This is a genomic window from Marinomonas dokdonensis, from assembly GCF_052747885.1.
This window is the reverse complement of the sequence record NZ_JBRAND010000002.1, coordinates 223,794-245,838: the sequence shown is the minus strand read 5'-3', so window position 1 is coordinate 245,838 and position 22,045 is coordinate 223,794. Positions and strand designations below refer to the sequence as shown.

Here is a 22,045-nt window from a genome sequence, read left to right as displayed (position 1 = left end):
CCAACACACTATTAAATTAAGTTTTTTACCATTTGGTATAAAAATTAATATCAATCATTCATAGGAGAGTAAATAGTTTTTTTCGGTGCAGAAGACGCACCATTAGAGCACCAGCACATTAAAGTTTAGTTTAATAAATACTTAACTAAATGGTTAGGATTATGAAATATAAGGGTTTTTACGAGGATTCCCTGCTCAACGAGCAGGGATACATGAAATGGCAATAACGAAGAATCGCTTTTTAAAAATTATCAAATTATTTTTTTGGCACCAATAGCGCGCACTACGAGGTCTGTCACCGCTAATTCCGCTCTTTTAAAATCTTCGTCGGACAACGGCCCCTTGCCTAATAGAACTTCCATTTGCACCGAAAAATCCGCGTAGGTTTGGGTCGCAGCCCAGATAGTGAAAAATAAATGCTGAGGGTCGATTTCCTCAATTAAACCCTTATTAATCCAAGACTTAACTAACTCTACATCACGGTCGAACTGGGGTTTTAGATGGCTAATAAGGTATTCTTTTAGCACCGGTGCACCGCTGATGATTTCATGAGCGAAAACTTTAGAACCATTGGGGTAAAGACGAGAAATTTGCATTTTTTCCCGCACATAGTTAGCGATAACCACTTCAGGGCTATCCTCTTGATGTTCCAGAAAAGACAGCTTTTCAATCCAGATATCGAGTATTTCTTTAAGCACCCTTTTGTACAGTAAGTCTTTGTTTGGAAAGTAATAAATTAGGTTTTGCTTGGATATTTTTGCCAGCTCAGCAATGCGCTCCATCGAAGCCCCACTAAAACCTTTGGAAGCAAAAACGATCTCTGCCGAGCGTAAAATTCGAGACTCCAGTAACGCTCGATTTACCGACTGTTTAGTTTTCCTTAGCTTTTTATCTGTCAATTTCCTGTCCTACTTTCATCTTTCCAACCAAACGGTTAACTCTATGTTTTTACTTGATTTTATCATTCAAAAACGACATTAAAATAACATATTTAACCTTTTCAAACGAGTTATTTTCGTGACAACCAAATCAAGTTGGCCTAGTTATTGCTGACCAAAAAGACAGTTCGATTTCCTATTTAAAATCATCCATTACTCAAACATATCGTTTTATGTCTTAAATAAGAAATCTATTCCCTTAACTTTTATTTTTACCTTTTGGTAAAGAATAATTAAAAAAACAAAATATAAGTACTTTTATATTTGCGCGAAAAAGGAGAAAGCATGCAAGACCTACGTATTAATCAGCAACGCCTTTGGGACACCTTGATGGAAATGGGAGAAATAGGTGGGACAGAAAAAGGCGGTTGTAATCGTCTTGCGGGAACAGATTTAGACAAACAATCCAGAGACCTGTTTGTTAGCTGGTGTGAAGCGGCAGGGTGCAGCATCTCGGTGGATAAAATCGGTAACATCTTTGCGCGCCGTCCAGGTAAAAACAATGACCTACCCGCTGTGGGGACAGGGAGCCACCTTGATACCCAACCTACCGGCGGCAAGTTTGATGGTGTTTTTGGGGTACTTTCAGGGGTAGAAGTTCTAAGAGTACTGCACGAAAACAACATAGAAACCCCGACCCCCATGGAGTTCTCCGTTTGGACCAACGAAGAAGGCTCACGCTTTCAACCCGCCATGCAAGGCTCTGGCACCTATGTTGGTCGCTTTGACCTAGAAACCGAACTAAACAAAACCGATGTAAACGGCATTCGCTTGGGAGATGAGCTTGAGCGCATTGGCTATTTGGGTGATATGGAGCTGGGTAGCCGTAACATGGGGGCTTTCTTTGAAGCCCACATTGAACAAGGTCCAATCCTAGAAGATGAGAAAAAGGCTATTGGCGTTGTCCGCTTAGGCCAAGGCATACGTTGGTACAATGTTGAAGTGATAGGACGCCCTTCTCACTCAGGCACAACCCCTATGCACCTGCGTAAAGATGCCATGCTAGCCGCTTCGCTTATCGTTGCCGAAATGCAACAGATTGCCAATCGCTACGAAAACGGCTTAGGCACAGTAGGCTTCATGCAAGTGTGGCCGAACTCTCGAAACACCATCCCCGGCAATGTGAAATTTAGCGCCGACTTACGCAACCCGGTTCCTGAAGTGCTCCAAGAAATGCACGAAGAACTTGAAACCTTCTGCGAGAAGATCGCCGCTGACCATGGCCTAGAAGTGAAGCTTGACCCCTTCTGGTATTTTGCTCCGGTGGAATTTAATGCCTCGGATGATGTGAAACGTGCCGCAGAAAAACTCGGTTACAGCCACATGGACATTTATGCAGGAGCCGGCCATGACGCTTGCTACATGGCAGACCTCGTTCCTACAGGCATGATCTTCACCCCCTGTTTAAAAGGCATTAGCCACAACGAAGCAGAATACAGCTCGCCAGAAGAATGTGCCGCGGGCGCCAACGTTTTATTGCATACCATGCTAGAAGCTAGCGAGCGTATCGCCAAGGAACACAACAGCAATTGAGTCACGTTTTAAGCAACCAATAACTGAAATTATCCAAAAAATTAACATAAATGAGGTGCAGTACTATGAGCAGCAAATCCGTACAGCAAGGTGAGTTTTATGAACTGGAGGTGGACAAAGACCTCCAAGACAGTACCGCCTATAACGACGATTTAGCGCCAACTAAGATTAAAGACCGTACTTGGAATAAATGGAACATTACCGCCCTTTGGGTCGGTATGTCGATTTGTGTTCCAACCTATACTCTAGGCGGTGTGTTAACGGCTTACTTTGGTTTGTCTGTCATGGAAGCCCTAATTACCATCTTGGTCGCCAACGCCATTCTGCTGTTTCCTTTAACGTTAAACGCTTACCCTGGCACCAAATTTGGTATCCCTTTCCCAGTTTTACTACGCTCCTCGTTTGGCATGGTGGGCTCAAATATTCCCTGTCTCATACGAGCCTTAGTGGCCTGTGGCTGGTTTGGTATTCAAACCATGTTTGGCGGCTTGGCGATTCACCTTTTCCTCTCAGCCGTATCCGATGGCTGGGCAAGCCTTGGTGGTGTCGGTGAAGTAATTGGTTTCTTCGTCTTCTGGGCATTAAACATGTATGTGGTTATTCGTGGTGCCGAATCCATTAAATGGTTGGAAACCCTATCTGCACCATTGCTACTGGTCGTGAGTATCGGCCTAATGATGTGGGCAGGGGAAAAAGTTTCCTTCACTGAGATATTGGCAACGCCTGCGAATCGCCCTGAAGAGGCAGGTTTCTGGGGTTACTTCTTTGGTGGTCTAGCGGCTATGGTGGGCTTTTGGGCAACACTATCCTTGAACATTCCAGACTTTAGCCGTTATGCCAAATCTCAAAAAGACCAGATTATTGGTCAAATTATCGGCCTACCTGTGACCATGTTTTTCTTCGCGGCATTAGGTGTAGTGCTAACGGCTGCATCCAGCACGCTTGTTGGCGAAACCATTTCTGACCCTGTCTCATTGATCGGTAAAATCGATAGCCCATTTTGGGTAGCCATTGCCATGGTGTTGATCATTATTGCAACACTATCGACAAATACTGCAGCCAATGTGGTGTCTCCAACCAATGACTTTCAAAACATTGCGCCAAAACTTATTAACCATACCCGTGGTGCACTGCTAACAGGTTTGGTGGGCATTCTATTAATGGGTTGGGAGCTGCTGAAAAAAATGGGTTGGTTGGAATCCGATGTCAGTGTTGAAAGCATGTATTCCAACTGGTTACTTGGTTACTCCAGCCTGCTTGGCCCTATTGCTGGCATCATGATTGTGGATTACTTCTTGATCAAGCGTCAGCATTTAGATCTAGTGGCTCTTTACACTCCAGGTAGCTTATACCCTGCCTTCAATGTACCCGGATTATCCGCCTTTGGTTTCTCGGTTCTGCTAACCATCATTGCTTTGAACGTTCCCGCGATCAGTTGGTTCTACAGCTATGGTTGGTTTACAGGAGCCTTCACTGGTGCTGTGGTCTATTTCATCCTAGCCAATATGAAACAGTCTGCAGCGAATCAAGCCAGCGCTGTGCAGTCTTAATTACCACTTGTGGGCGGCGTCAGCCGCCCTTTCGTAACACCGCTAAATTTTATCTCGATATCACACCTGCTTTGAGTGCTTACACAAAGCTGTAACGCCTTTGCGTTGTTGTAAAAAAGGACACTTGTTATGAGTCTACTAATAAAAGGTGGCACGATTGTCACACATGAAGAAACTTACCAAGCCGACATTTTATGTGAAGGCAGTAAAATTACCGCCATCGGCAAAGAGTTAAGCGCCCCTGCAGACGCCGAAGTGCTTGATGCCACAGGCAAGTTGGTTATGCCCGGCGGTATAGACCCACACACTCATATGCAATTGCCATTTATGGGCACGGTCGCAAAAGATGACTTTGCCTCTGGCACCGCTGCCGCCTTGGCAGGTGGTACCACCAGCATCATTGATTTTGTCATTCCCAATCCTCAACAATCCTTAGTAGAGGCATACCACCAATGGCGAGAATGGGCACAAAAAGCTCACTCTAACTACTCTTTCCACGTGGCCATTACTTGGTGGGATGACAGTGTTGCACAAGAAATGGAATATCTTGTGGAGAACAAAGGGGTGAACAGTTTCAAGCATTTCATGGCCTATAAAAACGCCATTATGGCCACGGATGACATTCTAGTGTCCAGCTTTACCAAGTGTCTTGAGCTGGGCGCCATTCCTACCGTGCATGCGGAAAATGGCGAACTTGTTTATCACCTACAAAACAAATTACTTGAGCAAGGCATGACAGGCCCAGAGGCGCACCCTCTTTCACGCCCTCCAGCAGTAGAAGGCGAAGCCGCTAACCGAGCCATTAGTATTGCCAATACGCTAGGAGCGCCAATTTACCTAGTACATGTGTCCACAGAAGAAGCCGTGGATGCCATTCGTTATGCAAAAGACCATGGGCAAACCGTGTTTGGAGAAGTGCTTGCCGGTCACCTAACAGTGGATGATAGTGTCTACCAGAACCCAGACTGGGCAACGGCTGCTGCCCACGTAATGAGCCCTCCATTCCGCCCTAAACAGCACCAAGATGCCCTCTGGAAAGGTGTTCAAGCCGGAACAATTCAAACCACAGCAACCGACCACTGTGCTTTCTGTGCTGAGCAAAAAGCCATGGGTAAAGATAATTTCGCAATGATCCCTAATGGTACTGCAGGCGTCGAAGAGCGCATGATGGTGTTATGGGAGAAAGGCGTCAACCAAGGCAAGATCTCTGCCAACGAATTTGTGGCGTTAACCAGCACCAATACGGCGAAGATCTTTAACATTTACCCGAATAAAGGCTGTATCCGTGTCGGTGCCGATGCAGACTTAGTGCTGTGGGACCCGAACGACAGCAAAACCTTGTCTGCGAAAACCCATCAATCCAATATTGAACACAGTATTTTTGAGGGTATGACCATAAATGGCATTCCAAAAACCACCATATGTAATGGTAAGTTGGCGTGGCATGATGGCAAGCTAATGGCGAAATCGGGCGATGGCCAATACATTGACCGCCCCACCTACGCACCATTTTATGAGTCACTGCGTAAGCGCCAAGAATTGAATCAACCTAAAGCCGTGGTTCGATAACCTTCACTGCAACACATCTAAAAAGAGCGTCTAAATCAAACTGACTTAGGCGCTCTTTTATAAGCGGTGACGCGGAAATGATGTTCCCCCAAGAAAGAGGCTTAATTTAACTCTGCCCCCAATTGTTCGACGACTCACGCATGAAAAGGGCTAATTTTACACTGACCCGAATTATTACTGATGACCCACTGTAGGTCCCGCTTTAGCGGGAAGCGGAAATGATGCTCCCTCAAGAAAGAGGCTTAATTTAACTCTACCCCCAATTGTTTTAAACGGCGAACGCATTTTGCGAGCCCACCCCCCGTAGGGGGCGATGTTTGATGGCCTTGTTATATGCGAGTTAATTGATTAAAAAGCCGACTTCTTTTATTTCTTGGTCTATTTCTTGGATGAAATAGCGAGCTAGATACTCACCCTCAACTTTTGTGCTGGTTTGCTTCCAGATTATTTGTGCAACCTCACCATTGCGCAGTACACCCAATAATTCCCTATCGATGCTTAAAGATGTAAACAGTGGTCGTTCTTTCCATGCCTTTAGAACAGAGGCTTTGTTATCTGGGTCAAAAGCCTCCTGTTTAGTTTGATAGGCACAAAAAGAAGTCCAATCTTGTTGATTTGAGGCATTAACAACAGCATTAATCATAGGTAAAGCAATTGCTAGAATCTCTGCATCTGATTTGCTTGTAATAGACATAATATAGGCCTTGTTTGCTGATGATTGATGATGATTGCTAAGAAAGGGCTTAATTTAACTCTGAACCCAATTGTTTGATAATCTAACTATACACTCAATTGGGAACTGACCATGCATACACTAACAGCCAATGATGCCAAACGAAATTTCGGCGAACTACGTCTAAGGGCACAACGCGAACCAGTAAAAATCAGCAAAAACAGTAAAGATGCTGTCGTTGTCATGTCCATTCGTGACTTTGAAGAACTAGAAGCGATGAAAGTTGAGTGCCTCAAACACTGCTTTCAATCAGCTAAAGAAGACTTGGACAATGGAAACACTGTTGATGGCGAAAGCTTTCTAAATTCGCTGTAACTCACTTATGCAAAAGAACAACGACAAGCTAAGTAATTTCGCACAATCTCACTTGTGCAAGGTCAAAAACAACACTGTTGAAAACTTTTCTGAATTACAGTGGCGCAACTATATAGACACTTTGCTATCAGGGTTTCAGATGCTAGCTGATAATCCAAGTTTAGGAAGAAGTTGTGACGAGATATACCCAAATGGCTTTTATTTCCCGATTGGAAAACACACAGCTTATTTCAGCAAAGAAGATCGCTTTATCTTAGTCGTTGCTGTCTTAGGTCAATCACAGCTACCCCAGAATCACCTGAAATCAACGACTCTGACCCCTTGAATCCTTGCGTAAGCGCCAAGAATTGAATCAACCCAAAGCCGTGGTTCGATAACCTTTAAAGTAACACGACTAAAAAGAGCGTCTAAATCAAACTGACTTAGACGCTCTTTTATATGCGTAGGTCACACTTTAGCGTGACGCGGAAATGATGCTCCCCCCAATAAAGAGGCTTAATTTAACTCTGACCCCCAATTGTTTCACCCCTTGTAGGTCACGCTTTAGCGTGAAGCGGAAATGGTGCTACCCCCAAGAAAGAGACTTAATTTAACTCTGCCCCCAATTGTTTCACCCTTTGTAGGTCACGCTTTAGCGTGAAGCGGAAATGGTGCTACCCACAAGAAAGAGACTTAATTTAACTCTGCCCCCAATTGTTCTTGTTATATTTTTTGGGGCTTACTTAACTCAACTGAAAAAAGTATCGCAGCCAAAAACAAAGGCATGAATAATGTACCTAGCATAGCCTGCGCTCCAGCCCAAATCCTGATACTTTCTGAAGGTTGAAAATCACCATAGCCTAACGTTGTCCACGTTACGACAGAAAAATAGATACTATCGTAAACATCATGACTTACATTCCCCTCTGGCGTAACCACACCTCCAAACCTATATATAACTGCGAAAGTAACAATTCCCGTATAAATAGCTACTAACATTTTTAGTAACTGCGACCATAATTGAAATTCATGATGGCGCCTGAAAACGTTTATAAATGAGGTTATAAATACGATTAAAGAGCCAATAAGCATTAAATGAACATTAGAACTTTCCTGAGATGCGAATAACTGCGCTGTTGCAAACAAAGGGAAAAATATAAAATTAATAGCAAACCCGAAGACCCATAATAGTCTCCACCCAACCGTTGAGAACATATTCTTTCCTGAAAAGTATAACGCCCCGCTTAGGAGCACAAACACGTGGGCTAAAATCGGAGCGAAGTGACACAACCCACGCGTTTGTGCCTCAGCGAGCCTGCGAGCGACTACAGCAGATTGTTAGCTGGCTTTTCCGCCGTAATGTCTTTTTCACTCTTAATTACTGGTTTCTCCAGTTGATTACTAATAATTTTAAGCAAGTCGATTTGGCTTTTCTCCCATTCGTCACTGGAGTGATTGGCGTTGTATGCTAACCCCAAAGCAACACAGGATATTGTGAGTGAAAGTAAACCAATTAAAAGACTTATCCAAAACGTCTTTTTAGCTAGTCTAAATTGCAACTCTGACTGCCCCAACTGAATTAGTGGAGCATAACAGGCTGACACAGTTGGCTTCCCTGCTTTGACATTGATTTCTCGGGAAAAAGCCTGAATGTCCTTTTCAATTTCAGAGTTAGTCATTCCGTAAGGGTAGTTTTCAGCAATTGTTGGAGTTTGTCTCATAAGCTTCCTGCCAGCTAACACCGGAAATTAATGGGGTCAGAGTAAAATAAAAATAAAGATTACCAATCCTACGAAAAATTGCTAAGAAAGGGTTTAATTTAACTCTGCCCCCAATTGTTTCAGCTAAAGTTGTGCACCCAGTCTTCTCAGGTAAGTTATCAATTCCTTATTTTTCATATGCTCAGCATAACCTAGCGGTTTATCTCCATAATGATCCTCTAGGTTAATATCAGCACCGTCACGAATCAGTCGCCTTGCCAATTCAGTATTATTATGAAGAATGGCTAAATGCAGCATACTAAGGCCATCTTGACTCCGCTGAGCATCTATATTTAGATCGCTGTATTGCAAATATATTTCTAATGCTAGACTGGGTATCTCTACTTGGAGTTTGAGAGCGTCTTCAAATAGATTAATCACATAATTAATCTTATAGTCTTTAAAAATCTGTTCAGCGGAAGCGAGATAAGAATCATAGGTTTCTTCATCGACCCTTTCATGCACAACAGAAGAAACTTCTTCAAACAGACCGTCACTCCCAGTAATCAACGCTGAGGCTAAAGCCTGGACAGCATCAGACCGCTGTTCGTAGTCTGCAAATAATAATACATACATCTTTGCAAGATGGCGTTTGCTAGTCGTAACAAAAGGACTATAACCTTGACTTACAATGTCTTCAAAAACCGAAATAGCCTTATCGTAATACCCATTTTTTATCATGATCTGAGCAAATTTATCTAATTCCGAAATGACCTTTTCTTTGTTCTCATCATTCTTATTTTCTGAATAAGCTTTCGAATAAACATTGACTTTCCTCAAATGGACGGCACCTTGAGATATGACCGTGACGTAATCCAATGATGTATTTTCAGGAGAAATCACAATTTGATGCTGTCTTAAAACTCTTTTGGCTTCTTGGTGATCATTTAAAGCCATCGACCTTAAGGTATTTATGAACACATCAAAATATTCAAAGTCTTCACTTTGCTCCCAAGCTTTCAACGCACTTTGGCTCAAATAAAAATTAAGTTCATTACTTTTTAAGCCAGATTTTTTTGCAGCAAGAAAGTACTCTACAGCCTTTTTATAATCCTTTTCAGTACCATAACCATCATAATAAATCTGACCTAATATATATAAGCTGGACACAGAGCCTAAATCTGCGGCTTTGATGGAGTGTTTTAAGACAAGTTCATAATCCACATTTTCATATTTATCAAGAAAATGTAAAACCGCTAAGTTGTAGTGGATATTTTTATTGTCACCCTCGGAGGCGGTTTTTAACAGAGCTATTGCTTCTTGATAATTTTTGTATGGGTACTCTTCGCTGTCATCAAATAGCAACAGGGCTTTCTTGTTAATTGCCAATTCATTTCCATCTTTAATACTCTGATCAAGCCAGTATATTCCTTGATCCCACTCTTTATTTTCAAGGTAGTGAAGAGCCAACACCCAGCCTGAGTGACTAAAACCGGCCCAATAACTTTTTACCATGTAGTAGACTTCTTTCTCAGCTAGCTCTTTATCACCTGTTTCATCGAATTGACGAGCGTATACTCGACTAAGGCCATATAAAACTTTAAAATCTTCAGGATAATCAATAACTGCTTGCTCACAGACAGGCAGTGCTTCCTTCCAATTAATCGCTTCAAATTCCACATAACCATTAGGTAATGAAAACTTCTCATGCGCGGTTAGATCGATACAGTCTTCATAAGAAGACGCAAAAACAAGAGGCGTATTAAATAGAAAAAAAAGTAAATATTTTTTCATCGTACTGAACCTAAATTAAATGATTTAATTCATCATGCAGTACAGATATTATGCAGTCAAATTATTATTACCTTATATCATGCAATGAATAAAACAATTTTATAATAAATCTTTAGAAATTTGCGTAGACACTACCTGAACAACCTTTTCTAACCAAAGGTGAGATAAGGTATTCACCATAGCAGGGAAACCATCCGCCTGAAGCGGCTCCACAATAGTGAAGGTTTCCACTTGTAGTAATTCCCTTGCTGGGGAAACCAACTGCCAGCGCCCTGTTATGTGGACATTACCATCTAAATCCGCATAAAAAGCATCGACCTCAAGGTTTAACTGATAAACCCCATCCACCGGCACAGACTGATGACCAAACCAAGTAATGTCTGGCAAGCGGTGCTCTAAACTTTGCTGACTAATACGCGTCAACTGGGTCGATAAAGGTTCTGCCCATAAGTTATTTTGCGAACGAAAAACTTCCCCTTGGGACGACACCAGTACAAGTTCTGTTCCTAATAAGTAAGGCGCAACGCTGACAGGTAATAGATGCATGGCAACACTTTTCGTGGCAATCGGCTCAGCTTCAACTTGGCCTTTATCCAACAATAGGTATTCCTTGCTTGGGGCTACAGGAGGCGTACTACAGGCGACTAATAAACCGCTAATAATTACCACACAAAATAATCGCCAGTTTCTCATGAACTACTTTTCCTCATTATTAACGGGCCGCTTTAGGTTCTAGGTCTGTGCGCGGTTTGGCATCAAAGATTAATGTATTAGGCTGCTCACGCAATTGTCTTAACAAAGGTTGCAGCTCGTTTAATGCCCGCTCTAGGGCCTGCATATTAGATCGCAAAGGACCACCGATTTGGCCATTAGCCTGATAGCTGGCCAAGGTGTTATTCACCTCTTGCAAGGTTTTCGCCACTTCTGCGGGTAACTCTTCGTCCTTAGTTTGTTCCACTAATGACTGCACGCTATTACTCAAAGCTTGCAGCTGAGCTAGGGTTTTACTGGCTTCTCCCATCGTCTGATTCAAAGAAGCAAAGGTTTCTTGAATCGGCGCTTCAGCAAAGTTTTCTAGCATGCCGGAAATTTTACCTTCTATGTTGCCAAAGAAGTCGGGGCCCGTAGGGAAAATTCGGTGGCCTTCAAATTCTTTAAAACGCGGTGGCGGCGCATCGTCCATAAAGTCCAAACTGATTAATTTGGCCGCATTAAGATAGTTACCAATTATTATCGACGCCCTTAAGCCTTTCTCGATGCGTTCATCAAAAAGCGCATTCCACTCTTGCAAGGACATATCATCCGCACTCTGTGTGCCTAATCGCTGGGGCTCTATGCGCGCCATCACTGGGATCAGTGGTTCTTCAAATTGTGCCAGTTTACTCATGGAAATACCTGTGAAAGGTACTTCCATGACAGTACCAATTCGAATGCCTCGGAACTCCACTGGCGCCCCCGGTAGTAGACTGGTCAAGTTGGCATCAAACAAGAAGACGTATTCTATGTAGTCATCAAAACGATTGTTATCCGCATCGGTTTTTGAGGCGAACAAACGGAATTCTTGTAAATCTGTGACGGCTTGCCCAGCTGGGCGATCTTCCGCTAACCCAAAGGTAATGCCCCCAGAGAGGAAGGTTTCCAAGGAATCCAAACTGACTTCAAAGCCTTTAGCCGTACTCTTAAAGGCTAAGGCTGGGGTTATCCAAAACTGTACCGCGGTATTGACCAGAGCATCGTAGGGAGAACGAATCACCACCCGATAAGTAATGGCTCCTTGCTCAGCATCGAACCCCACTTCTTCTACATAACCCACTTCATAACCCCGAAAATGCACCAAGGCACCCACTTCTAGTTTTGAAGCGTCTTTGCTGTGTAAAACCACCCGAATCCCTTCGTTCTCGGTCGACAGAGGCGGCTGACTTAAGACGGTAAATTCACTCTTAATATCCCCTTCTTCACCGGGCGACATATTTATATAGGCACCGGATAATAGAGTGCCAAGACCACTCACCCCTTCTTTACCGATGCGCGGTTTTACCACCCAAAACTGCGCATCTTCACGGAGCATATTTTCCGTACCATGATTCATACGCACTCTTATAATAGCGTTGTCGTAATCCTCACTTAAACGAATATCAATTACTCTACCAACATCTACGTTTCGAGCTTTAAGGGTGGTTTGACCCGCTTCCAGCCCTTCCGCATTGCTGGCGACTAGAGTAATGATGGGACCTTGGCTGGCCCAGTTTTGGTAGAGCATCCAGCTTGCCACGAGAATGGCGATGAGTGGTACCAACCAAATGGTATTGAAATGAACGCGTCGTAAACTCTCGACATTGTTCTTCGGCAAATTCAACGTTGTTTCTCCTGTAAACCTAAGCTGCCCTTATCTTTGTCCCAAAGTAATCTTGGATCAAATACCATAGCGGCCAACATGGTCAGTAATACCACTGAGGCAAATGACATGGCCGCAGGGCCGGGTAAAATGGAAATCAAATTTCCTAGTTGTACTAAACTGGTCAAAATCGCGACCACAAATATATCAATCATTGACCATCGCCCGACTAATTCTGTAAGCCGATAAAGTTTCATCTTTTGCATGGTTGCTCTTTCCGTCGGAAAGTAGCATTGCCATGTGAGCCAGCTCAAAGACAGTATTTTGGCTAACGGGATCACCACACTGGCAAAGAAAATAATCATGGCAACGGGGTAAGAACCAATCGACCAAAGCAGTAATACGCCTCCCATTATGGTGGAGGACTCTGTTGCCCCTAGAAAAGTCGTTTCCATAATGGGGAAAACATTGGCCGGAATATACATCACTATGGCTGCGATGAGATAAGACAGCGTCTTTTTCAAACTTCCAGGACGGCGGCTATGAACGGAATGACGACAGCGATAACAATGCTTTGCATCCTTTAATAAGGTCGCACCACAAAAATGACAACCTATTAGTCCTTGTTGCTTAGCTGGCATGGCTTGTATAGAGGGTACTTCTTTCGCAGGGCCAGCCACTTGCAGCCAATACCAGCGTTTATCCACCAAAGAAACCGTCTTAACCATGAGTACCACATAGGCACAAAATGCCCAAAAAGACAGCCCCAACTCAATGTCCGCCAAACTGCTCATTTTCACTAAGGCCACTAAAATGCCCACTAAGAAAACATCGGCCATTAACCAAGGCTCAATGACAATAAACCAGCGGGCTAAATAACGCTGTACATAAGGGACTCTGCGTCGCCATTTTAACGACCAAGAGAGGTGGAAAATGGACACCAGATAGAGAACTGGCAAGACGATCAGAATGAGACACACTAGACTGCCCAGCAGCAAATAACTTTGCCCTAGTAGGATACGTATGGTGTCAAATAGATCCATTGTGTACTGTGCGCCCTTGCTTGAAAAACTCAAGAAAGGAAAAACGAACGATAACGCCAGCATTAATAAAGCAGAAAAGCTAAAACCTAAGATACGACCATTGACGTGTTGATGCAGACTCAATAAAACATGAGAACAGCGCTCGCACTTTAGCCGCTCTCCTTTTACTAAAGGTGGTACCAGATTCACCCAATCGCATTCATCGCATACAATGCTTTCTTCTTGTAACACTCAGTCACTCACCATCTAAAATTTCACGCCTAACTATACCTTTTATCGTCGGCTTTGTGTGCCTCTAATGCATGCTATCTTGGCTATTAGAGGTATGACAGGCCTTCATAGTTCACTCTTTTTTTGAAAGATTACTCTGCTAGCAGTAACCCTGAATAGACCCTAAGACATTTTACTACAGAGATAATACGGTTTTATTAAAATTCGCGATCTGCAAGTTTCACCCCGACCCAAACCATGACTTGTGGGTGTTTATTCCGAAAGTAATGATCTGTAAACAAATTGTCACAGTATTAATCTTTCCTTTTAATAGACGACACCATAATATTCTTTCGAGAATAAATACTAATGAGAATCATCATAGTATCTGAATAAATCAGCTAGTTCATTTCATTAAAAGGTAATAAGCATGTCGGAATTTATAGAGCAATTGGATGTGAATCAGTACTTTCCAATGGCCTTGTCTTGGGCCACAAATATTTTATTAGCAAGTGTGATTTTATTGTTGGGCCTTTGGGTTGCCAGCAGCGCCAATAAACTTGTTATTGGTTTAAGTAAAAAACACAATCAGTTGGATGATACTTTATTCCGTTTCCTTGGCAGTGTCGCCCGCTATATTATCTTGGCGTTTGTCATCATTGCGGTATTAAACCGTTTTGGCGTGCAAACCGCTTCCATCGTAGCCCTATTAGGTGCTGCTGGTTTAGCCGTAGGCCTTGCGTTGCAAGGAGCTATGTCGAACCTAGCCGCTGGGGTAATGCTGTTATTCTTCCGTCCTTACAAAGTAGGTGACTTTATTGATGCGGCGGGAAGATTCGGTAATGTGACGGAAATCGACATGTTTACCACTATTCTACAAACGTTTGATAACCAGCAAATCATTATTCCAAATAGCCAAATTTGGGGACAACAAATCATCAACCATTCTCACTACAGTGAGCGTGGAGTTGATATGCGATTTGGTATTGCTTACGACGAAAATACGGATAAAGCACGCGCGGTGATCGATAATGTTTTAGCCAACCATCCGCACATTTTAAAAACACCTGCTCCGTTTGTAGAAGTAGAAACCTTAAACGACAGTTCAGTGGACTTTATTGTGCGCCCATTCTGTAAAGGCGAGCATTATTTTAACGTGCTTTACACAGTGCCGGAATTAATCAAAAAAGCACTGGATGAAAATGGTATTGAAATTCCATTCCCTCATCGTAAAGTCATTGTGGTCAATGAAGAAGCTAAGAGCAAAGCTTAATTCGAGAGAGCTTTCATGACATTAAAAAAGGCTGTGGTAGTCATCGCTATCACAGCCTTTTTTATATCTAATCGGTGTTGTGGTGACCAAAACATCAAAACTTTAACGTTTCGGTGATCTTTTCGGGCCATTATTAGGGCGCTTGGGTTGGCCTTTAGGTGCTGGCTTTCCGGCAGGTTTGCGACCTTTGCCCGTGATATTCTTACCTTCACCAAAGGGTCGCTTATCTTTGGATCTGCCACCACGCCCTTCCCCTTGAGGGTGCTTAGTATTGCCCTTTGGCACATTTTTAGGGCTGTTCTTTGAGCCATTCGTGCGCTTCGGTTTGCCATCTGTTCTTGATGCCTGCGCACGGCCTTTAGCCGCTTGGGAAGGTTTGTTTTTCCGACCTTGGCTTTTATGGTTAGGGGCCGCTTCCGAGGAAGAATCCTCCACGGATTTTAACAGTACACTCAGTTCTTTTTGAGTGAGGTCGCGCCACTCCCCAACTGGCACCCCTTTCAAACTGACATTCATAATACGAGTTCGTTCTAGCTTCATTACCTCGTAACCAAAGTGTTCACACATACGGCGAATCTGTCGATTCAAACCTTGCACTAGGGTGATATTAAATACCGTTGGAGAGATTTTTTTCACCGGACACTTTTTGGTCATAGTGCCCAAAATAGGCACGCCACCCGCCATACCCTCAATGAAAGACTCTGTAATGGGCTTGTTAACGGTTACCAAGTATTCTTTTTCATGGTCATTGCCAGCACGCAATATCTTATTAACCAAATCACCGTTATTGGTCAGAAAGATCAGCCCTTGAGAGTCTTTGTCCAAGCGCCCTATGGGGAAGATTCGTACCCCATGACTGACAAAGTCGACAATGTTATTACGCTCTGAACTTTCTGTGGTACTTACAATGCCCACAGGTTTATTAAGGACGATAAAAACAAAATCGTCGGCGTCTTGAGGCTCAATTAGCTGGCCATTTACGCGAACGGTATCACCAGGGTTCACTTGATCCCCGACCTTCGCCCGCTTGCCATTAATAAAAACATTACCCTGATCAATAAATCGGTCGGCATCACGACGCGAGCAGATACCACTTTCACTGATGTATTTATTTAGTCGGGTGGAGGACGCTGTAAACATAAATTTCCAATTGAAAAAGGGTTGTTTGAATATCTTATCGAGGGGGTTGGTGACAGGTCATTCAGACTCTGTATTTTGGTTTAAACCCAGTTCTTTTTGTTTTTTCTTGCTTAAGCCTAAAGAGACAATGCGATGGGATTCACTAAGGTAATAATGCAATTCATCCAAGTTCACATTGTTGTTATCGTACTGTTGGATCCATTTAAGGCCTCGACTAGCAAGGTATGGTGCCGGTTGATAACCTGGGCATTCACTTAAAAACAAATAGTTTAATTCTGAGGTTTTAAAGGTAAAAGCGGGTTGTTTATCTTTTCCCCAACCGCCAATGGCAAACACTTTGCCACCCACTTTCCAAACTTGTGAATTGCCCCACTGAACCACATGAGTAGCGGCAGGTAGTGCTGCACAAAACTGGTTAAATTCATCGTAGGTCATAAGCCCTCAGCCAACGCTCATTTTAAACGCTCGATAGTTTGAGTAGATTATACAGCAAAGCGGTCAGTCTTTTATAAGGCTGACCGAAAACTTTGCTTTTATGACTGAAGAGCCTATTGGTGGGTGTCTAAGTAGTACTTTTCTTGTTTGAGTATGCGATCACTGTTTAGGGACGCAATACTGATGTCACTAGAGTGTGGCAGCATGCCAAGGGTTTGAAGATGTAAGTAGCGCATGGCGCAGACACGTAGGAAGGAAGTGAAGTTATCCAGATCATGGCCTGCATCGAGGGCTTCATGATTAAGCTTGGCGATCATCTGCGCCAAACTTAATTTATCTCGCTGGGCAATTTCTTCGAGAGTAAACCAGAAAAAACTTTCCAAACGAATGCTGGTTACCATGCCATCAATACGTAATGAACGGGTAACGTTTTGCCATAGGCTAGGATCTGAATTCACAAATAGCTTACACATAGCATGGATTCCTTGTCGCACTTATTATTTTTGTTTACTAGGACTGCAATGATCTTCAAGCATAGAAAATAGCGAAATCAACGGACAAGTTCTAGAGGCAAAGCAGACTAAACAAGGCAACTTCCTTATTTCGTTGTCGCTATATTCAGTCTGCTAATAAGATAAATTAGGCGTTTAGCAAGGCATAAAATTGCGCTAACCATTGGGGATGAGCCGGCCATGCTGGCGCTGTCACTAGATTTCCATCGGTAATGGCTTGATCCACTGGTATGTCTGCATAGACACCTTTAGCAAGCTCTACTTCAGGCTGACAAGCCGGATAAGCTGAACATTTACGATTCGCCAAAACACCCGCCGCGGCCAATAATTGAGCCCCATGACACACTGCCGCCACAGGTTTATTTTCCGCAAAAAAGTGCTTCACCATGGCAATGACTTGCGGATTGAGTCGCAGATACTCTGGAGCGCGGCCACCGGGAATCACTAAAGCATCGTAATCGGCAGGATCGATGTCATTAAAACTGGCGTTAAGAGCAAAGCGATGCCCTACTTTTTCTGTGTACGTCTGGTCACCTTCAAAATCATGGATGGCCGTCGCCACGGATTCCCCTGCTTGTTTATCAGGGCAAACCGCATGAACGGTATGACCAACACTCATCAAGGCCTGAAACGGCACCATGGTTTCGTAATCTTCAGTGAAATCGCCAGTAATCATTAGTATTTTTTTATTAGACATGACCTGCTCCTTAAGAATAAAAAGTTCGCAGGCTAGTTGTATCAGCTTGTTCAATCAGAAAGGTATTAAAGGGTTATTACATTGTTTAAAGATACAGGTAGATGCCAAGGGATAAGAAAGGTATTAAAAGGGTTATCGCTTGAAGAGACAGTAAGCTGGCAAGCGTTTAGCTTGCCAGCTTACTTGATCGATAGAGGGATTGATTTTGTCCAATAATCCAAATCAGTCGTTTTTATCGCCACTGATGCGGCTGCCAACGGCAGACTTTTGGTCTTTATACTTGGCGTTGTCACGCTTATTGTAAGGACGTTCAGCAGGGCCAGATAGGGTTTCAAAGTTGATCGCCCCTATCGTCATACCAGGGCTTAGAGCGATTGGTAATTTCCCCCCGTTTAGAAACTCCAGTACGATACCGCCACTCCAGCCCGGGTCAATACGGTGTGCCGTAACATGCACCATTAGCCCCAAGCGTGCCAAGGATGAACGACCATCTAACCAACCCACTAAATAATCAGGGACAGTCACGGATTCTTTGGTCACACCCAACACCAACTCACCTGGGTGAATAAAGAAAGGTTCGCCATCTTTCACCAGTATTTCATCGCTCATGACCGATTCGATCACTTTGCTTAAGTCGGCTTTAGAGCTGCTTAAATCTAGGTAGGGGGCAGGATGCCCTTGAAAAACACGAAATGAATTCCCCAAGCGTAAATCCACCGATACGCCACTAATGACGCTGTTATCAGGGCGCGGCTCGATTACGATCGCGCCATCATCTAGGGCTTTAATTATATCTCGGTCACACAAACGCATGGTATTTCCTTAGTCGTCACTCATGCCAATGGTCGGCATGGCAAATTGCTGATCTTGTCGGTGAGCAAGGGTAGCACCAAGTTTACGAGCAATCGACTGATAAATATTCGCCACCTCACTTTCTGGCTCGCTCACCACCAAAGGACGCCCCGCATCACTGCGCTCACGAATAGCTAAACTCAAAGGCAACTTGCCCAAGACATCGACCTGATATTCCGCGGCTAGACTCGCGCCACCTTGGTCACCAAAAATGGCTTCATGGTGACCACAATTGGAACAAATGTGTGTGGACATATTTTCTACCACGCCCAAAACCGAAATTTGCACCTTATTAAACATTTCGATGCCACGACGGGCATCTAATAGCGCAATGTCTTGGGGTGTGGTCACTATTACAGAACCTGCTACTGGCACTTTTTGCGATAAGGTCAATTGAATGTCGCCTGTACCCGGTGGCATATCAATAAACAAGTAATCCAAATCATCCCAATCGGTTTGCGTCAGAATCTGCATCAGGGCGCCTGTCACCATAGGTCCACGCCAAGCCACTGGCGTATCCTTAGTGGTTAAGAAAGCCATACTCATCACCTGTACACCATGGGAGCTGGGTGGAATAAAGAATTTCTCGTCGCGTACTTGTGGGCGAGTATCTTCAGCAAACCCCATCATCATGCCTTGGCTCGGGCCATAAATGTCTGCATCCAGAATTCCTACCCGTGCGCCTTCCCTCGCCATGGCTAGGGCAAGGTTAACCGTCGTGGTGGATTTACCAACACCGCCCTTGCCGGAAGCAATAGCAATGACGTTTTTCACCCCTTCTAAGCCTGCAATGTTGCCCTGTGTACTGTGGCGCTGAATGCTGGCTTCAATGTCTAACACTAGCTGGCGTTGATCTTTAAGCTGCTCGCTAATACGTTCACGCAAACTGGCTTGTTCTTGCTCCGCAGGGTAACCCAAGCTTAAGGTGACATGGATACGCTGATCATCACTGATCACTTGCCATACTGGCCCATAGGCTTGAGCAGTATTGAGATCAATAAGCTGCTCTAGTTGTGCTTGTATTTGGGCATCACTTAACATGGTGGGTTCTCCATCAGCATTGACGATTTGCAGCGATTCATCTGGGTCTTTGCCCTTGCTGCGCAAAATCTATCAAAATAAATTCAGTTTATGTGCCTAGTGTGAGGGCAAATTGCGGAAAAGCAAGTCTAGCTCTTGCACACAAGTTACTGGGACTTATAATTACGCCTTCAAAATGTTTCGTTCATTTTAGGCTTGGTGAAAACCAGAATTCAATTCGCCTAGTGTTCAAACCAACATTCGACTATTTAACATCCAGTAGGCTTATATCTAATGGCACAAACGCAACGCAAAATTTTAGTTACCAGCGCCCTCCCCTATGCCAATGGCTCAATCCATTTAGGGCACATGCTGGAGCATATCCAAACAGACATTTGGGTTCGCTTCCAAAAAATGCGTGGTCACCTTTGTACCGCCGTGTGTGCCGATGATGCCCACGGTACAGCCATTATGATCAAAGCGGCACAAAACGGTATCACCTCAGAGCAGTTGATCGATGGCGTGCGCCAAGAACACATGAGTGACTTCAACGACTTCTTGATTGGTTATGATAACTACCACTCTACCCACTCAGAAGAAAACCGCGAAATTTCCAACAGCATTTACACGGCCCTTCGTGATAATGGCAAAATTGCTGTGCGTTCGATTGTTCAAGCCTACGATCCTGAAAAAGAAATGTTCCTAGCGGATCGTTTCATTAAAGGCACCTGCCCTAAGTGTAAAGCCGAAGACCAATACGGCGACAACTGTGAAGTATGTTCTGCGACTTATACGCCAATGGAAATGATCGATCCACGCTCGGTTTACTCCGGCGCAACACCGATCGAAAAAGAGTCCGAGCACTACTTCTTCAAATTGCCTGACTTCCAAGATTTCCTAGCGAAATGGACCCGCAGTGGCACCCTACAAGATCAAGTGGCCAATAAATTAGCGGAATGGTTGGATTCTGGTTTACAAGAATGGGACATCAGCCGTGATGCCCCCTACTTTGGTTTCGAAATCCCAGACGCTCCGGGCAAATATTTTTACGTGTGGCTAGATGCCCCAATCGGTTACATGGCCAGCTTCAAAAACCTATGTGATCGTACACCAGAGCTAAACTTTGATGATTACTGGGGTAAGGATTCCGATGCTGAGCTTTACCACTTCATCGGTAAAGACATTATCAACTTCCACGCCTTGTTCTGGCCTGCCATGTTGGATTGTGCAGGTTACCGTACGCCAACAGGCGTGAATGCCCACGGCTATGTAACGGTAAACGGCACTAAAATGTCGAAGTCTCGTGGCACCTTTATTAAAGCCCGCACTTACTTAAATCACCTAGACCCTCAGTACTTGCGCTACTACTTTGCTGCCAAGCTAAATGCCAGTGTTGATGACATCGATTTGAACTTAGAAGACTTTATCCAGCGTGTGAACTCGGATGTGGTCGGTAAAGTGGTCAACATCGCCAGCCGTACCGCAAGCTTCATTAATAAAAAGTTCGATGGTCAACTGGCAAGCACTGTCAGCGAACAGGAAATGATTCAAAGCTTCATCGACGCAGGCGAGGGCATCGCGGAATCTTTTGAAAAACGTGAATACGGTAAGGCCGTGCGTGAGATCATGCGTCTTGCGGATGTGGCCAACACCTACATTGCTGACCAAGCCCCTTGGGTATTGGCGAAAGATGAAGCCACCTTACCTAAAGTACAAGAGGTTTGTTCTGTCGCATTGAATCTGTTTAGCATCTTGGCTACCTACCTGAAACCTGTGATGCCAAATTTGGTGGCTGATGCCGAAACCTTCTTGAACAAAGAGCTGACTTGGAGCAACCGTAGTGAATTGCTGTTTGGTAAGCAGGTAAACAAATTTAAAGCGCTAATGGGTCGTATTGAGCAGAAGCAGATCGATGCCATGATCGAAGAAGGCCGCTTGGAAGCTGAAGCCGATGCTGCCGCCAAAGCTGAATCTGAGCCTAAGCAAGAAGCTACAGAGTTGAGCAAAGAGCCTCTAGAAGCTGAAATCAATTTTGACGACTTTGCGAAGGTGGATCTGCGCATCGCCTTGATCGCTAAAGCCGAGCATGTGGAAAAAGCCAACAAGCTACTAAAACTCACCCTCGATATCGGTGGTGAAACTCGCACGGTTTTCTCTGGTATTAAATCCGCTTATAAGCCAGAAGATCTAGAAGGCAAGCTTACCGTTATGGTGGCCAACCTTGCGCCGCGTAAAATGAAGTTTGGTTTGTCGGAAGGCATGGTATTGGCAGCAGGCCCAGGTGGTGACGAGATTTACCTACTTGAGCCCCATTCAGGCGCTAAGCCTGGCCAACGGGTTATGTAAGCACAGCATTAGAGAGTCGGTACAACTGGTCTTTATAAGCTAGGCCAGTTGTACTTAATCATTACATAATG

General features: G+C 44.1%; 21 protein-coding genes. 7 read left to right on the top strand and 14 right to left on the bottom strand.

Features of this window, described 5'->3' with window-relative positions; translation table 11 throughout:
* Positions 1-251: 251 nt before the first annotated feature.
* A complete protein-coding gene (locus ACUM5Y_RS05645; protein WP_445975893.1) occupies positions 252-899 on the bottom strand; it encodes a TetR/AcrR family transcriptional regulator in 648 nt (215 codons plus the stop codon).
* Positions 900-1,223: 324 nt separating this feature from the next.
* Between ACUM5Y_RS05645 and ACUM5Y_RS05640 the strand changes: the two genes are divergently transcribed.
* The 3 genes from ACUM5Y_RS05640 (at position 1,224) to hydA (ending at position 5,590) form a co-directional block, all read left to right on the top strand.
* Positions 1,224-2,471, top strand: coding sequence for a Zn-dependent hydrolase (locus tag ACUM5Y_RS05640; RefSeq protein ID WP_445975892.1), 1,248 nt, complete (start codon positions 1,224-1,226; stop codon positions 2,469-2,471).
* A 65-nt stretch (positions 2,472-2,536) separates the two neighbouring features.
* Complete coding sequence (locus ACUM5Y_RS05635; protein WP_445975891.1) at positions 2,537-4,021, top strand: NCS1 family nucleobase:cation symporter-1; 1,485 nt, start codon at positions 2,537-2,539, stop codon at positions 4,019-4,021.
* A gap of 129 nt (positions 4,022-4,150) precedes the next feature.
* Positions 4,151-5,590 carry a dihydropyrimidinase gene (gene hydA, locus ACUM5Y_RS05630; protein ID WP_445975890.1) on the top strand — a complete coding sequence of 480 codons (1,440 nt, stop codon included), beginning with the start codon at positions 4,151-4,153 and terminating at the stop codon, positions 5,588-5,590.
* Positions 5,591-5,930: 340 nt separating this feature from the next.
* Here the strand turns inward: hydA and ACUM5Y_RS05625 are convergent, their stop codons facing one another.
* Positions 5,931-6,284, bottom strand: a complete 354-nt coding sequence (locus ACUM5Y_RS05625; protein ID WP_445975889.1) for a hypothetical protein — start codon at positions 6,282-6,284, stop codon at positions 5,931-5,933.
* Between the two features lie 111 nt (positions 6,285-6,395).
* Between ACUM5Y_RS05625 and ACUM5Y_RS05620 the strand changes: the two genes are divergently transcribed.
* Both ACUM5Y_RS05620 and ACUM5Y_RS05615 read left to right on the top strand, forming a co-directional pair.
* Positions 6,396-6,638, top strand: coding sequence for a type II toxin-antitoxin system Phd/YefM family antitoxin (locus ACUM5Y_RS05620; protein WP_445975888.1), 243 nt, complete (start codon positions 6,396-6,398; stop codon positions 6,636-6,638).
* Positions 6,639-6,645: 7 nt separating this feature from the next.
* A complete protein-coding gene (locus ACUM5Y_RS05615) occupies positions 6,646-6,963 on the top strand; it encodes a type II toxin-antitoxin system RelE/ParE family toxin (protein WP_445975887.1) in 318 nt (105 codons plus the stop codon).
* Positions 6,964-7,340: 377 nt separating this feature from the next.
* Here ACUM5Y_RS05615 and ACUM5Y_RS05610 read toward each other — a convergent pair whose 3' ends face one another.
* From ACUM5Y_RS05610 to ACUM5Y_RS05585, 6 genes are all read right to left on the bottom strand, one after another.
* On the bottom strand, positions 7,341-7,832 hold the full coding sequence (locus ACUM5Y_RS05610; RefSeq protein ID WP_445975886.1) for an ion channel: 492 nt from the start codon (positions 7,830-7,832) through the stop codon (positions 7,341-7,343).
* A 110-nt stretch (positions 7,833-7,942) separates the two neighbouring features.
* Positions 7,943-8,338, bottom strand: a complete 396-nt coding sequence (locus ACUM5Y_RS05605; protein ID WP_445975885.1) for a hypothetical protein — start codon at positions 8,336-8,338, stop codon at positions 7,943-7,945.
* 123 nt (positions 8,339-8,461) lie between these two features.
* A complete protein-coding gene (locus tag ACUM5Y_RS05600) occupies positions 8,462-10,111 on the bottom strand; it encodes an ankyrin repeat domain-containing protein (protein ID WP_445975884.1) in 1,650 nt (549 codons plus the stop codon).
* A 99-nt stretch (positions 10,112-10,210) separates the two neighbouring features.
* A complete protein-coding gene (locus ACUM5Y_RS05595; protein WP_445975883.1) occupies positions 10,211-10,804 on the bottom strand; it encodes a PqiC family protein in 594 nt (197 codons plus the stop codon).
* 19 nt (positions 10,805-10,823) lie between these two features.
* A complete protein-coding gene (gene pqiB, locus ACUM5Y_RS05590; RefSeq protein WP_445975882.1) occupies positions 10,824-12,467 on the bottom strand; it encodes an intermembrane transport protein PqiB in 1,644 nt (547 codons plus the stop codon).
* Entirely contained in the window at positions 12,464-13,720 is a 1,257-nt protein-coding gene (locus ACUM5Y_RS05585) for a PqiA/YebS family transporter subunit (RefSeq protein ID WP_445975881.1), read from the bottom strand. The genes pqiB and ACUM5Y_RS05585 overlap by 4 nt, the downstream gene beginning before the upstream one ends.
* Before the next feature lie 409 nt (positions 13,721-14,129).
* Here ACUM5Y_RS05585 and ACUM5Y_RS05580 point away from each other — a divergent pair, with 409 nt between their 5' ends.
* The gene (locus ACUM5Y_RS05580; protein WP_445975880.1) at positions 14,130-14,972 is read left to right on the top strand and encodes a mechanosensitive ion channel family protein; all 843 of its coding nucleotides are present in this window, start codon (positions 14,130-14,132) and stop codon (positions 14,970-14,972) included.
* Between the two features lie 102 nt (positions 14,973-15,074).
* Here the strand turns inward: ACUM5Y_RS05580 and rluF are convergent, their stop codons facing one another.
* From rluF to apbC, 6 genes are all read right to left on the bottom strand, one after another.
* Positions 15,075-16,112, bottom strand: a complete 1,038-nt coding sequence (gene rluF, locus ACUM5Y_RS05575; RefSeq protein ID WP_445975879.1) for a 23S rRNA pseudouridine(2604) synthase RluF — start codon at positions 16,110-16,112, stop codon at positions 15,075-15,077.
* 57 nt (positions 16,113-16,169) lie between these two features.
* Entirely contained in the window at positions 16,170-16,547 is a 378-nt protein-coding gene (locus ACUM5Y_RS05570) for an MmcQ/YjbR family DNA-binding protein (RefSeq protein ID WP_445975878.1), read from the bottom strand.
* A gap of 113 nt (positions 16,548-16,660) precedes the next feature.
* Complete coding sequence (locus tag ACUM5Y_RS05565; protein ID WP_445975877.1) at positions 16,661-17,020, bottom strand: ribbon-helix-helix domain-containing protein; 360 nt, start codon at positions 17,018-17,020, stop codon at positions 16,661-16,663.
* 166 nt (positions 17,021-17,186) lie between these two features.
* Positions 17,187-17,756 carry a DJ-1/PfpI family protein gene (locus tag ACUM5Y_RS05560; protein ID WP_445975876.1) on the bottom strand — a complete coding sequence of 190 codons (570 nt, stop codon included), beginning with the start codon at positions 17,754-17,756 and terminating at the stop codon, positions 17,187-17,189.
* A gap of 222 nt (positions 17,757-17,978) precedes the next feature.
* Positions 17,979-18,569 carry a dCTP deaminase gene (gene dcd, locus ACUM5Y_RS05555; RefSeq protein ID WP_445975875.1) on the bottom strand — a complete coding sequence of 197 codons (591 nt, stop codon included), beginning with the start codon at positions 18,567-18,569 and terminating at the stop codon, positions 17,979-17,981.
* Between the two features lie 9 nt (positions 18,570-18,578).
* Positions 18,579-19,649: an iron-sulfur cluster carrier protein ApbC gene (apbC, locus tag ACUM5Y_RS05550; protein ID WP_445975874.1), complete on the bottom strand. Its 1,071-nt coding sequence runs from the start codon at positions 19,647-19,649 to the stop codon at positions 18,579-18,581.
* A gap of 273 nt (positions 19,650-19,922) precedes the next feature.
* Here apbC and metG point away from each other — a divergent pair, with 273 nt between their 5' ends.
* Entirely contained in the window at positions 19,923-21,974 is a 2,052-nt protein-coding gene (gene metG / locus ACUM5Y_RS05545) for a methionine--tRNA ligase (protein ID WP_445975873.1), read from the top strand.
* Positions 21,975-22,045: the final 71 nt, after the last annotated feature.